The following is a 13,223-nucleotide window of genomic DNA, read 5'->3' on the forward strand; positions in this document are numbered from 1 at the left end:
GCTCATCCCGCCCAGGAGCTCACCCCTTGACCGCCGATCACGACTTCTTCTGCTCGCCCCAGGACTTCAGTGGTGTGCTCGCGGACCTGCGCGTCCCTGGCTGGCCACCCAGCGAGACCGACCTGCAGGAACTTGCCGACCGCTGCGCGTCGCTCATCGCGAGCATCGATATGTGGGAGACCGAGACCGGCGGTCAGAACGTCGTCGACATCGACCGTGGCGAGATCAGCACTGCGGAAGCGCGCCGGGTCCTGGCCCGTGAAGTGACCGTCAGCTACGAGGGGGACGTCGCGGTGCTGCTCGTGCCCTCAGGCGAGCGGCGTGTGCGGGTGGAGCTACGAGCATTCGTCGACGAGGACAACGGCGTGCTCCGTCGACCCGAGCTCGTGCTCGACTGGGAGTACGACGGCCAGGAGCACGAGCACTACGTCTCGTGCAAAAGGAAGGGCCCGCAGTGGTACATGCTCTCGCAGCTGCGTGACGATCTGCTCGAAGACCGGCTCGCCCGATCCTGAAGCGCTGGACGACCGCGAACGTAAGGCACCGAGGGGCCAGGGCCGCTCGGGGTTGGCGCCGAGAGACTCTCGTGCAGGCGGTGTCCGGGAACTGCCGGGCTCGGGAGCCGCGTCGGCACCCGGACCCGGTACGCCTGGCCGACGACGACGTCGCGCACCTCCACACCCTCATCGTGCGACCTGCGCGCGGGTCTCGCGTACACACCTTTCACCGAACACCGACTCCTTGCCAAGGGGACGTGCATTCACTCGCCAATCATTCGTTCTGGGCATAGCACCGCCCGCACTGGGCTGGCAAAGCGACGGTGCTGCGTCGAAAGTTGGGGGCATGGACTCGTTCGTCGCGATCGATCTGGAGTACTCCGATGCCAGTCGGCTTCCTCTGCGGCTCGGACTCGTCGAGGTTCGCGAGAGGGTTGTGGTCGCCCGGCATGGGTTCTGGTTCCGCGTCGTGGGCCGCCCCTGGCACTTCACCGGGACCGGGCATCACTACGACAACATGTTCCTCCGCGGTGAGCAGCTCACTGAGGACGTCTACGCCGGGTCGCCGTACATCGTCGACGCATGGCCAGCCATCGACGCGATCATCGCTGGGCGGCTCGTCGTTGCGCACGGCGCGGGCCTCGACTTCGCGCGGGTTCGCGCAGGTTTTGATGCACACGGTGCACCGTGGCCCGCTCTCCAGTACACCTGCTCGCTGAGCATCGCGAAGAAAGTCTGGAAGCCCTGGCACCGATCGGGAGCGAACCACACACTCGACGAGCTCTCGACTCATGTCTTCCCCGAGAAGGGACTGCTGGAAACGCGCTACAACGTCTGCCACGACGCCGTCGAGGATGCTGAGGCGTGCGCCGAGGTCATCCTGGCCGCGATGCGTGAGACGGGCACAGCGACCCTCGACGAGCTCATCGCTCACACGGGAACCCGCACGTGGCGGATGGAAGCAAACCAGTGCCAGACCTCCAAGGGCTGGGTCGAGCGCGGCTACTCGCGCGCACGCCCCGTCGCCAATGTCCCCTACGGCCTGAACCGTCACCCCGGACTACAGGTTGCCGCCTACCTGGAGATCCGCGCGCAGTGGCGCGGTGACCCCGGGATCCTGGATGAGCGGCGCGTTCCGCGACCCGAGGACCCCTGGCCCGATGGATGCCCCGATTGCAGGGTGTGTCGCTGCTGGCGCCTGTCGCCACCACTTGGTCGGCCCGAGTAACGAGCGTCCGGCGCAGGACCAGGCGAGGGCGTCACTGTCCGCCGCTGCGGTGCCATGCGCGGCCCTTTCCTGCCGGCCACCGGGATGGTCGTGGTCAGCGCGAGTGATCTGGACGAGCTGGAGCACGCCGTCGCGGCCGTCGAGCAGGCCGCGATCTATGCATCCTTGGAGATCCGGCGGCTGTGGGACCAGCAAGCCTAGCCATTCGCACGGGCAGGTCCTGCTCTGCTAACGCCCGAGGGGTCACCCTCGCTCCGTTGGGGACGAGACGCGTGGGGGACAGAGCGCACCGGCGGGCTACCGTGCCAGGAGGCTCAGCAGGAGCGAGATGGCCGGCACGGTGAGTGCCAAGACGCCGCCAGCCAACCCTACCCAGACGCTGACCAGTTCGACCCTGGCTCTCTGGTGCCACATTCCTCGCGGTTCCTGGTAGGTGGCGGGGTTGATCTTGCCACTCGCCGTCTCCACGAGCGCCGTCCTGACCAGGTCACGGACCTGGGTTGCTGCGTCCTGGTCCAACGGGTGCCCGGCCAACAACTCGAACACGCGACGGGTGCGCTCTTCGGCATCCACGCCGCGCGCCCGTCCAAGACGCTGCCAGGCGTGAGCCGCTCGGATTGCCGTCTCCTTCTGCGCGAGGCTGTATGCCTCGATGTGGTGCAGCGCTCGGATCATCCGGAATCCCGCCTGCCCATAGTCATGGAAGTTGTCGGTCCACCGGGAGAACATCTCGTCAACGACCATCGCGGCGAAGAGGAACACCAGGAAGAACGACAGCCCCGAGACTGCCCACGCGAAGGCGAAGACACCCGTCCCGGCGATATCGAGCGCCAGAGGTGGGATCGCTCCGTACATGATGCCGAGGTAGACCGAGAACAGAACCTGGAGCCATGACCCACGGTGCTGTGCCCATCCCGACAAGCGGCGGACGCCTGCGGGAGGAAGGAGCGCCACCATCGCCGGGCTGATCCCGACGCCGGCCAGCAGCGTCACGGCTCGGCGTTGCCGCCACCCACCGTCTGCTCCTTGCCCAGTTCGACCCAGTCGCATCTACTACCTCGTCTTACGTCGGTGTGTGTCGAACAGTGTTCTCAGAACAGTGACTGTCCGGTTCCTCGCCGAGCGATCAGCTCTTCGAGCGCTGCGACGACGACGTCGGCCGAGTCCACCGTCATGCAGTGGCCGTCTTCCAGCTTCATGCACCGATTGACGACACCGCGTCGGTGGGGCTTTGTCGCCGTCAGCAGGCTCGGGTCGCTGTCGAGAATTCCCTGGGCGTACTCGCCCGCACGGTGACGGATCTGCTTGATGTGCAGATCTTCGACCTCGATCTTGATCCGCTCGCGCACCGTTTCGCCGATCCGTCGTTCCCGGCGCTCGAAGGCCGCACGAAGGTCGTTGGGGGCGTTCTCGACTGCCTCGGCGAGGTGCTGGTGCACCCGCCGTTCCAGCGTCCAGCGGTCGTGGAAGGAGTCGATGTCTACCTCGGCCGCCGCCTGTGTGACCGTCGCATTCAGGAACTGGCTCAGCCGGCCGTCCATCTCGGTCGTGTCGGTGTCGTCGTAGCCCGCGAGGTCGTCGTAGTCCTCGTCGGGGTCGATGTCCGCGATGAAGCGCAGGTGGTGCCAGGTGCCGTCCTCGCCCAGGAGCGCCAGGCTCTGTTCGACTTCGGCGTCGTCGCTGCCGTCCATCTTCGTCCACAAGGCGACGGTCGGTCGAACGGCGTTCACGATGGCGATGGTGGCCCCGATCGAGCCTCCAGGCTCCAGGGAGATCGACACCAACAGCTCTCCGCCCGCTTCGCCCTCGGCGACATGGACGCCGCGCCCGGTCAGGTGCGCGGTCGTGTGTTCCCTCCACGCGGCTGGTGTGGTGTCCTCGCTGCTGTCGATGCTCGCTACCGCCATGTTCTCTCCCAGGTCGTCGTGCTCGGTGCCAGCTCAGGGCAGGTTCGGTGACACCGTACGGACCACCACTGACATCCAATTCCGGCCACCGACGCGGTCAACCTGATCCTTCTCGCATGCCAGCCACTCGTTGGCGCGAAGACCGAGTCAGCTCGCGTGCTCGGCCGACCCGCCCGGTCCTTGAGTGCGGGACGGGCGTGGGTCACGCGCGGCGCCGAGAACGACCGGGCTGCCGACGGCCGTGTCACCTCGTCCGGCACGGGCCAGCAGGCCTCGGAGCAGCCTGAGCGCGAGCCAGATCTGTGAGCATGGACAACAATCGCGCGCACGCCCCGATAACGCCCTATCCGCCCCCAGCCTGAGAGCCGAAGTGTCCGGCGGGCGCGACGTCGGTCAACCGGCATGTCCAGGCCGGCGTTCACCAGGCGGACCGCACCGGGCGAGCCCAGTGAACGGAACGTCGCCCCGGCGCACCAGGGCCTGCGGTCGCTGCACTCATCCTGGCTTGGTCGGGCGGGCGGGCAGTCAGCGGACGAACCAGGATGCGGCCAGGGCGAACAGCCCCATGACCGTCACGATCAACGTGACGCGCGCGGTGAGGAACTCTAGGTGCTCCCGCTCGTGCCACGTCCGCCGCGGCACCTGATACTTCTCGGGATCGAACTTGCCGACGACGGCATCGAGCATCGATGCGCGCACGTCGTTGCAGATCTCCCGCTCCGCAGGATCATCCACAGGCGATCGCGCCAGCAGGGCGAAGACACGTTCCCGACGCTGTTCGAACATGACCCCGCCGCGGCGGCCGGTCCGGCTCCACGCATGAGCGGCCCGGACAGCCTTCTCCTTGCGGGAAAGCTCACCCGCGTCCGTGCGTCGCAGGGCGCGGATGATCCGGCCGCCGCTCTGCCCGAACTCGTAGTAGTAGTCAAAGCTCCGGTTGAGCCACACAGAAAGCCCTCTGGACAGCACCGTCACCACGAAGGCGAGCAGCCCAGCACCGAGCAGCACCGGCAGCGCCCCGCCCGTGTACGGGGTCGGGGCTGCGTCGATGACGACCACGGCCAGCAGAAGGCTCATCCCGAAGTACAACATTCCATCGAGCTGAGTCTGCGGTGACGTGATCCAGCGCGCCAGCCGCAGGAGATCGGGAACTTGAAGGTCCTTCAGGACTTCTGCCTCGAACCCCAGACGCTGGAGATCTTTGTTCGCGCCAGATCTTTGCCAATGCACGTAGCGGTCACGCAACCATGATCTGGCCCTTGCCCAGCGGTTCACAGGTCTGCCTTCCTTGACGTCACCGCAGTAGAGGCTAGAGCGAGCCACCCACGGTGGGCAGATCAGGGCCTGACCACCTGCTTCGGTAACACCAACGGTCGAGCAGCATCGCGACCTCACGCACGACAGGCACCGTGAGCGCTCCGTTCGCCTCAGCGACACGGTCCCCGTGGCCGGCGCCGACCCGATCGGTTACCAGCGGAGCAGGGACGCCGATAGCGCCCGTAACGACGTGCGTACCTACGCGGTCGCCATGGCTTGCGGATCCTGGTGCGGTCCTCATCTTGGACGAGTCCGGGGACCTAAACTGTGGCCTCGGTTGAGGCCTCCCGACTTGTCTCACACCGAGCGATGAAAGATCCGTGCTATTCGCTCGCCTTCACGTCGAAGCGTCCATCCTGGCTTCCTGCGAACCCTCTTGCTAGCTTGACCAGCGATTCCGCTGCGGGCCTGCCAGTGTTAACGATCCACACGATTCCGTTCTGCCTCGTGCTCTCGATTCGGACGTCTGCGGTGCCGCCAAACCTCCGCTTGACTATCTCCGCTCCGGAGACCCAATACCATTCCATCATCTGGCTGAGACCGGCATTGTAATTGATGTACCAGAGGCAAGTTTGGGTGGCCACCCAGTCAGCTTCGAAGAACGACATCATCCCGCCGTGAGCCCTCGCATACTGGCGCAGCCCTTGCGGACCCAGCCTGCCTGCAAGAAGGTCGTACGCCTTCTCGTCGAGTGCCTTGCACCTCGCTGGTGCACTGTCAAAGGTCACCTGCACGGGTTCCTTGAAGTCGCGCACGATCTTCAACGACTTGACGTTGGCTGGCAACGCCACCACCTCCCAAAATGAGGCTTATTGCCTGAAGCGGTGCGAGGTCTATGTCCCATCGTGGGCATCCTCAAAGAGTTGCGGGCGGCCTTCGTCGGGTGACTTCACCTTTAAATGGCCGCTGTCGCGGACTATTGAGTCTAGCCTCGATCCGTCTGAGGGTTGATCGTCCGAGACCCGATCTTGGTGTCCTTAGCCCAGGACGGCACCAGGCCCCAGCGCAAGGTGCAGCTGTCGCATCGTGTGCCCACCCTCGTCCCGCTCGAGCACGGCACGCACGTTGTTCGCCGGCGCGACGTTCCACGACGAGCCGGGCTCCTCCCCGATGAGCTCAGCGATATGGAACCGGTCAGCGAGCTCCTGGTCCCGGCGCGAGTTGGCGTACCTACCGCACATGGCTGTCAGTCTGGCCGGGAGACGCGGAACTCGCCCGCTGTAGGCCAGCGCTGGGGGAGCGCGCCGGGGGACACTGGAGGTCGGCCGCCTGGCCGCGACCCGTGGACCTCGAGGGAGAACCGATGAGCGTGCTGTATCGCGCCCTGTGGAGCGACAAGAAGGCACCTCAGGCGGACCCCGTCGACTATGCCAGCCGACTCTTCGCCCGGTGGGCCCTGAGCGACGAGAGCGCGGTCGCGCTTCCCGCGGGGGAACACGTGACCGACTACGTCGCCGTCGACTGGCGCGCGACGGGATCGGTCCAGCGCCACCTGACCCGCACCGTCACCGTGCGCCCGTACGAGGACGCCGGATCGACCGGGGTCAGCCTGACCTCGCGGGACGTGCCCGACCTGGACGATGCCGAACAGACGGTCTGGACCACGACCGTCCGCGTGGTGCGCGACGACGAAGCCGTGCACACCTGGGTCGAGACGCTCATGGAGACCGCGGACCTAACCCGGCGGTACAAGGTCGGGCGACCGCGAATCGTCGAGTCCCTTCTCACCACGGCCGGCGCACCTATGCTCGAATCCTCGAAACTCTCCCCAGAGGCTCTGGACTTCCCGTCAGACGGTGTCGAGATGCTCGTCGACCACCTGCAGGACCCGCACCGCACGCTGCCCGTGATCGTGTTCACCGAACCCTGGACACGCGACGACGACCAGTGGCGTTCGCGGGCCGACCAGGTCGCCAAGCGCGCTGCCGGCGTCGCACGGGTGATCCGGCTCGACGCGGAGAGCGCCAGCGCCCTCCGCAAGAAGCTCGGACCCCTTGGTATCTGGGGCGGTGCAGTACGCACCTACCAGCCAGGACCGGTCGACCGCGCCAGCGACGGCTGGCGACACCGCTACCTCTCCCACGACCGCCTCACCACCGACGGATCAGGAGTCGTCGACCGGCTCGTGTACACCGTGGCGCAACTCTCCACGCGACGCCGGGTGCCCGCCGTGCTCAGTGCGCTCGCCGCACAGACCACCGACACGACCAGCACCTCCAGCCTCAAGACCGAGCGCGACAACTTGGAATGGGAGCTCGAGCTCGCCCTCGACGACCAGGAGACCCTCACGCGCGAGCTCGCGCAGGCCAACGGCCACCTCGAGCGCCTGCGCCAGGTGCTCGCCGACAAACACCTCGACGAACTCTTCTGGGCCTCCCGCGACGAACGGCCAGAACCCGACGAGCTACCCGACGAGGTACCAGACACCACCGGCGCAGTCCTCCTCGCTCAAGAACACCTCGGACAGTGGCTCTCCGTACCCGACACCGCCGCACAAGAGCTCGACGGCATCGACTCCGCGCCCACCGCCTTCACCTGGGCCAACAACACCTGGCGAGGCCTGCGGGCACTCGCGGCGTACGCCCAGGCCAAGCAGGAGGGCTGGACCGGCAGCTTCTGGGAGTGGTGTGCCGGCAGCGGTAACCCGTTCGTCTGGCCGGCGACGACCAAGAAGTTGGCGATGAACGAGTCCGAGACAGTCCAGAACAACACCAAGCTCTACAACGCCCGCATCTTCGCCGTCGACACCGCGCTGGCCGCCGACGGGAAGCAGTACATGGGTGCACACCTAAAGATCAGCGAGGGCGGTGGCAACCTGGCACCCCGCGTCTACTTTCACGACGACACCGGCGGAGTGACGGGAAAGATCCACGTCGGGTTCGTCGGGCCTCACTACCTGGTACCGAACACGAGAAGCTGACGGTGCACATCAGCACGGGATACGGCCGCCATGCTGACTACTCTTGCCACATGGGCCTGCTCGACCTGTTCAAGCGCTCCGCACCGACCAAGCTGGTGCCGGTCGTTCGCGAGCGGCACCCTGCGCCGATCACACCCCGCCGGCTCGTGCGCGAGCTCGTGGCGAAGCATCCCGACGGCGTGCCGGACTGGGATGAGGTGGACACGCACGGCCTCGACCTGCAGGCCGTTGTTGCCGCGTACGACGACGCGCTCGCGTACGCGAACGAGGACAAGCGAGTCAAGGTGCGCACCGTCAAGCCCGCCGGGCTACGAATCCTGGACCTGACAGGCCTGGAGTCGGTACGCATGCGGATCAAGGGCCCGGCCTACTGGCTACGCGATCCCGAGCGCAAGAAGTTCGGCGGGCGTGAATACCTCCTGATCCGTGAGCCAGACAACGAGACCGACGGCGCCGCGGTCGCCGTCTACGGCGTCGCGGGCCGCAAGGTCGGGCACATCTCCGCCTCGCGCTCTGCTTCGCTCGCTCCCGTGCTAGACGGCATGAATGCCGATGCGTTCCGCGTCACCGGTGCAGGCGTCACCGCGAATAGCTCCCAGCTGTGGGTCGACGTGCCCAAGATGGACGCGCTGCGCCGGTTCGCCCGAACGCACTGACCGTGTCGAGCCGTCCGCGCTCTGACGCAGCTTCCGTAGGGCAGGCCGTGCCGCATCGCCGCACGTCCCACGCACCGACCATCATGTACCTGAAGCGACCGCAGCATGGATCTTTATCTGGAGCTCGGGCACAACGGAGTAGAAGACTCCTGGATCGTCACCGACGGGCGTCTTGGCAAGGAGTTCGCCGATGCGCTGCCACACCACCAGGTTGCCCGGGTGTGCTGAAGTCTCGTCGAATAGTTGCTCGAGCAGGAAGTGAGTCACGGCCGCCTCCCTCACTTCACCATTGTCTCGGAGGATCTCAAGGAATCGCTCGAGATGGGGCGCTTCGATGAAGCGAGCCAGGGGCTGTAGGAGCCTGATCATGCGAACGTCCGCGCTGTTCACTGAATCGGCGCTCGCGAGGGCTCGAAGAGCGTGGCCGACAAGATGGGCACGAGGCCGGAACAGTATGACGCGGTGAAGATCGTCGTCGTTCAGCGCACTGAGCCGCGCGTCGATCGCCGCCGCAATGGTCGGTTCGACGACTGGGGTCGACATCACTCCCGCCCGTTCGAGCACTTCGGTCTCGCTACTCGTGATGTGCGCGACGACGCGTGGCAACGAAGACGCCGGGAACGCCGACCAGACAGGAGAGAGGTCTCCGAGCGATCCAACGAGATGTGCAAGTTCGTGCGGACCCAAGCCACGGCCCTCCTCGCGCCGTCGGACAACAGCGGTAGCCGCTTCGCTTAAGAGCAGGGGATCGATCTCATCGATGGCGTGGGCGGCGTCGGCGAGCCGACGCCGAGTGGGTTCCGGGGTCATCCGATCGATGGTGCCTTTGACCACCACGATCGCTAGATTGCGGCGTAGTCCGGTCTTGCCGCGCTCGAGGTAGCGCTCGCGTAGGTACGTCACGAGTGCCTCATGGGACGCAGGCCATGTTGAGCCTTTGGACTCGGTTGTGAAGCGCTCTATCGCTCGCCGGCCTGCGGTGGCACCATGTCGGAGCACCGAATCGACGGCAGTGGCTAGGTGAGCGCGCACGAGCTCGGGCGACGCTTCGAACGTCTCTTCTGGGGCCACGAATGCCGGGTGAGCGCACACATGGCGGTCCTGATACAGCCGCGTAAGCGCGACGTAGTCGCGAGCATCGATCAGCTCGAACGAGTCGCGACATACGTCCAACAGCGACCGCTCAAGCTCCTGCAGCTTCCATCGGTCATTGCTCGTAATCGCCTTGTCGAGTTTGGCTATGTGCTCCGTTGCCGCACCTTCGCCGTCCTCCGACAGTTGACGAATCTTGCCCAGCAGGTCGAGCGCGACCGTGACCCACGTGGAGATGATCGCGGCCCGGTACGCGCCGGCGCCGTAGGCACGCACGGCCTCGGCGAAGTGATCACGCGAGCGTGGATCACGCACCTGCCCCACCAACTCTTCGACGGCTCTCATGAATTGATCCTCCGGGAACCCAAGCGTTCAGCGCCAGGCCGGAGGGCGAGGCTCGGGGTGAACTTCGCTGCGCGGGGAGGAAGCACACTGCACCGAAGCCGCTGGCAAGAGTTGTTGGCTCCGAGGCATGGGATGAACACTTCAGGCGATCCTCTGCCGGGGTTTTTCCCGTTGAGTGGACGTGGCCAGTGCTGGCCCTGCGGACCCGTGATCGTTGGGGGGGCTCCGAATCTGACGGGCCTAGCTGTTTCCGGTACCGGTCCCTGAGCGCGAGGTAGGTCCAGTGACGACGGGAGGCGCAGCTGCTCACGCGGCGATCTTCGCCGCGAGATCCTTGTGTGATATCGGCGACGCCGCACACGATGCACTCGCGCCAAACTCAAGCACGGCGAGCTGATGACCTACTCGGCCGTTGCCGGCGAGCTGATCACCGGGTTGCTTCACCGCGAAGCCACGCAGCGCTCCACCAGCGCGAATAGACTCGCCTGGTGATCACTGGAGAGCTCAAGGGCAAGGTGGACCGCGTCTGGGACGCGTTCTGGTCGGGCGGTATCAGCAACCCGCTGGAAGTGATCGAGCAGATCACCTTCCTGCTGTTCATCCGCCGCCTGGACGACCTCCAGACCGCGAAGGAGAACCGGGCCAACGCCACCGGCGAACCGATCGAGAACCCGCTCTTCCCTGACGGGAACGCTCCGTCCGGCGTGCCGTACAGCCACCTGCGCTGGAAGTACCTCAAGGATCAGCCACCCGCCGTGGCATACGACCTGGTCGCCAACCACGTCTTCAGGTTCCTCCAGGCGATGGGTGGGCAGGACTCCACCTACGCGGGCCACATGAAGGACGCGCGCCTGACGATCCCGACGCCGGGCCTGCTGATCAAGGTCATGGAGCTGCTGTCGGACATCCCGATGAACAAGCGGGACACCAGTGGCGACCTGTACGAGTACATGCTCAGCAAGATCGCCTCGGCCGGGCAGAACGGCCAGTTCCGCACACCGCGGCACATCATCGAGCTCATGGTTCAACTCACGGACCCGAAGCCGAATGACGAGATCTGCGACCCCGCATGTGGGACCGCCGGCTTCCTCATGGCCGCCTCGGAGTACGTCCGCACCGAGCATCCGGACGTCATGCGCGACGCTGCCCAGCGCACCCACTTCCACTCCACGATGTTCCACGGCTACGACTTCGACAACACGATGCTGCGCATCGGCTCGATGAACATGCTCATGCATGGCGTCGAACGTCCAGACATCCGGTACCGGGACTCCCTGTCGCAGTCCGCCGGGGAGGACGCGGAGAAGTACTCCCTGATTTTGGCAAACCCACCATTCGCCGGGTCGCTCGACTACGACACTGTCGCGACCGACCTGCTCAAGACGGTCAAGACGAAGAAGACTGAGCTGCTATTCCTCGCCCTGTTCCTGCGGCTGCTCCGACCAGGTGGTCGGGCGGCGGTCATCGTGCCCGACGGCGTCCTGTTCGGCTCGAGCGGTGCGCACAAAGCGCTGCGACGGGCATTGGTCGAAGATCACAAACTCGATGCGGTCATCAAGCTTCCCGCCGGTACCTTCAGGCCCTACGCGGGCGTGTCGACCGCAATTCTCGTGTTCACCAAGACCGGTACGGGCGGCACGGACGACGTCTGGTTCTATGACATCCGAGCTGACGGATTGTCTCTGGACGACAGGCGCCAGCCTCTCCTGCCCGAGGGGCAGCTCGGCGCAGCGCCCCGCGAGCCCTTCGTTGTGGCGAACCACGAGAAGAACAACCTGCCGGACGTCATCGACCGCTGGCGGCAGCGCAACACCTCGGAGAAGTCGCGGGCTCGGACTGATCAGTCCTTTCTCGTGACCGCTGCGGATATCGTCGCGAACGACTACGACCTCTCTTTGACCCGGTATCGCGAGACCATCCACGAGAAAGTGGACCACGCCGATCCGGCCGAGATTCTCACGTCTTTGCGGGCGCTCGAAGCCGAGATCAGCGCGGGGCTGGACGAACTGGAGAAGATGCTGTGAAAGCGGGTTGGACCACCGTTCGGCTTGGCGACCTTGTTGACTTCCACAGCGGTGGCACTCCGTCAAAGTCAGTACCGCGCTTCTGGAACGGCGATGTGCCGTGGTTCAGCGCCAAGGACCTCAAGCGGGACAGGCTCACCGACTCAATCGACCACATCGACAGGGCTGTGTTTGACGAGACGAGTCTGCGCCTGCTTCCCGCCGGAACGATCGCGGTCGTCGTGCGCGGGATGATCCTCGCGCACACGGTCCCGATTTCGATCCTCGACGTCCCGGCCGCGATCAACCAGGACCTCAAAGCACTATTGCCAAAACGACCCGGCGAGTTCGACATCGCGTACCTCGCGGGTGCGCTCCGTGCGCAGCAAGCAAAGATCCTCACTGACGTCAGCCGAGCCGCTCATGGGACGACCAAGCTTGAATCACGAGTCCTCGAGAACATTGAGATCCCTCTCCCGCCACTCGACGAACAGCGACGCATCTCCGCCGTACTCGACAAGGTCGATGCGATCCGGGCCTCACGCCGCTTGTCAATACGCATGTGTGACACCATTGTCGACTCGCTCTTCGAACAGATGTCGGAGGGGCAGCGACTGCCAATCGGCGAGATCGTCGCCCTCCAAGGTGGTCTCACACTGGGTCCAAAACGGGCGGAATACCCTGGGGAAATGGCTTACCTCCGTGTTGCGAACGTGATGCGTGGTCGCCTTGATCTCGCTGAAGTCAAAACTGTGCGCGTGACTGAAAAGGAAGCGTCCCGCGCAACGCTCGAATCAGGCGACGTACTGGTCGTGGAGGGGCACGGAAATGCTGACGAAATCGGTCGCGCGGCGCTATGGTCCGGCGAGATTTCAGGCGACGTGTCACACCAGAACCACTTGTTTCGCCTGCGGCCCGATGCGTCTCGGGTGCTGCCGAAATACCTCGTGAACCTCCTCAATTCTCCGGACGGTCGACGGCAGATACGGACGATCACGACGACTACGTCAGGGCTCAATACGATTAGCGGCAGTAGGTTGAAGTCCATTCATGTGAGAGTCCCCCCACTCAATGCCCAGCGGCAGTTCGCCGCCCAGGTGACCCAGATTGACATGATCCGAGCAACGGCAGAGCAGCACCTCTCCGAACTAGATTCGCTCTTCTCCTCGCTGCAGTCACGGGCGTTTGCCGGAGAACTGGATACGTCGAAGGCGCCCTTGCCGTTATAGGGCCGCATGGTCGGCGAACGAGGGTGCCG

The 13,223-nt window shown here is 65.3% G+C and carries 13 protein-coding genes; 7 read left to right on the top strand and 6 right to left on the bottom strand.

Annotated elements, in window-relative coordinates:
- The first annotated feature begins 26 nt into the window (after positions 1-26).
- The 3 genes from ACFSL2_RS00945 (at position 27) to ACFSL2_RS00955 (ending at position 1,926) form a co-directional block, all read left to right on the top strand.
- Positions 27-515, top strand: a complete 489-nt coding sequence (locus tag ACFSL2_RS00945; protein ID WP_377196045.1) for a hypothetical protein — start codon at positions 27-29, stop codon at positions 513-515.
- A 328-nt stretch (positions 516-843) separates the two neighbouring features.
- A complete protein-coding gene (locus ACFSL2_RS00950; protein WP_377196046.1) occupies positions 844-1,725 on the top strand; it encodes a 3'-5' exonuclease family protein in 882 nt (293 codons plus the stop codon).
- A 54-nt stretch (positions 1,726-1,779) separates the two neighbouring features.
- Entirely contained in the window at positions 1,780-1,926 is a 147-nt protein-coding gene (locus tag ACFSL2_RS00955; RefSeq protein WP_377196047.1) for a hypothetical protein, read from the top strand.
- 96 nt (positions 1,927-2,022) lie between these two features.
- Here the strand turns inward: ACFSL2_RS00955 and ACFSL2_RS00960 are convergent, their stop codons facing one another.
- The 5 genes from ACFSL2_RS00960 to ACFSL2_RS00980 all read right to left on the bottom strand — a co-directional run bounded on the left by ACFSL2_RS00960 (position 2,023) and on the right by ACFSL2_RS00980 (position 6,130).
- A complete protein-coding gene (locus ACFSL2_RS00960) occupies positions 2,023-2,718 on the bottom strand; it encodes a hypothetical protein (RefSeq protein WP_377196048.1) in 696 nt (231 codons plus the stop codon).
- Positions 2,719-2,816: 98 nt separating this feature from the next.
- Entirely contained in the window at positions 2,817-3,632 is an 816-nt protein-coding gene (locus tag ACFSL2_RS00965) for a hypothetical protein (protein WP_377196049.1), read from the bottom strand.
- A gap of 525 nt (positions 3,633-4,157) precedes the next feature.
- Entirely contained in the window at positions 4,158-4,907 is a 750-nt protein-coding gene (locus ACFSL2_RS00970) for a hypothetical protein (RefSeq protein ID WP_377196050.1), read from the bottom strand.
- Positions 4,908-5,272: 365 nt separating this feature from the next.
- Complete coding sequence (locus ACFSL2_RS00975; protein WP_377196051.1) at positions 5,273-5,734, bottom strand: hypothetical protein; 462 nt, start codon at positions 5,732-5,734, stop codon at positions 5,273-5,275.
- A gap of 192 nt (positions 5,735-5,926) precedes the next feature.
- Positions 5,927-6,130 carry an SOS response-associated peptidase family protein gene (locus tag ACFSL2_RS00980; protein ID WP_377196052.1) on the bottom strand — a complete coding sequence of 68 codons (204 nt, stop codon included), beginning with the start codon at positions 6,128-6,130 and terminating at the stop codon, positions 5,927-5,929.
- 122 nt (positions 6,131-6,252) lie between these two features.
- Between ACFSL2_RS00980 and ACFSL2_RS00985 the strand changes: the two genes are divergently transcribed.
- Both ACFSL2_RS00985 and ACFSL2_RS00990 read left to right on the top strand, forming a co-directional pair.
- The gene (locus ACFSL2_RS00985; protein ID WP_377196053.1) at positions 6,253-7,869 is read left to right on the top strand and encodes a hypothetical protein; all 1,617 of its coding nucleotides are present in this window, start codon (positions 6,253-6,255) and stop codon (positions 7,867-7,869) included.
- 50 nt (positions 7,870-7,919) lie between these two features.
- On the top strand, positions 7,920-8,525 hold the full coding sequence (locus tag ACFSL2_RS00990) for an HIRAN domain-containing protein (protein ID WP_377196054.1): 606 nt from the start codon (positions 7,920-7,922) through the stop codon (positions 8,523-8,525).
- Between the two features lie 81 nt (positions 8,526-8,606).
- Here the strand turns inward: ACFSL2_RS00990 and ACFSL2_RS00995 are convergent, their stop codons facing one another.
- Entirely contained in the window at positions 8,607-9,962 is a 1,356-nt protein-coding gene (locus ACFSL2_RS00995) for a hypothetical protein (protein WP_377196055.1), read from the bottom strand.
- Between the two features lie 515 nt (positions 9,963-10,477).
- Between ACFSL2_RS00995 and ACFSL2_RS01000 the strand changes: the two genes are divergently transcribed.
- Both ACFSL2_RS01000 and ACFSL2_RS01005 read left to right on the top strand, forming a co-directional pair.
- On the top strand, positions 10,478-11,986 hold the full coding sequence (locus ACFSL2_RS01000) for a type I restriction-modification system subunit M (RefSeq protein WP_377196056.1): 1,509 nt from the start codon (positions 10,478-10,480) through the stop codon (positions 11,984-11,986).
- Positions 11,983-13,194 carry a restriction endonuclease subunit S gene (locus tag ACFSL2_RS01005; RefSeq protein ID WP_377196057.1) on the top strand — a complete coding sequence of 404 codons (1,212 nt, stop codon included), beginning with the start codon at positions 11,983-11,985 and terminating at the stop codon, positions 13,192-13,194. The genes ACFSL2_RS01000 and ACFSL2_RS01005 overlap by 4 nt, the downstream gene beginning before the upstream one ends.
- Positions 13,195-13,223 lie beyond the last annotated feature (29 nt).

Source organism: Promicromonospora aerolata (assembly GCF_042682255.1).
Taxonomy (GTDB): Bacteria; Actinomycetota; Actinomycetes; order Actinomycetales; family Cellulomonadaceae; genus Promicromonospora; species Promicromonospora aerolata.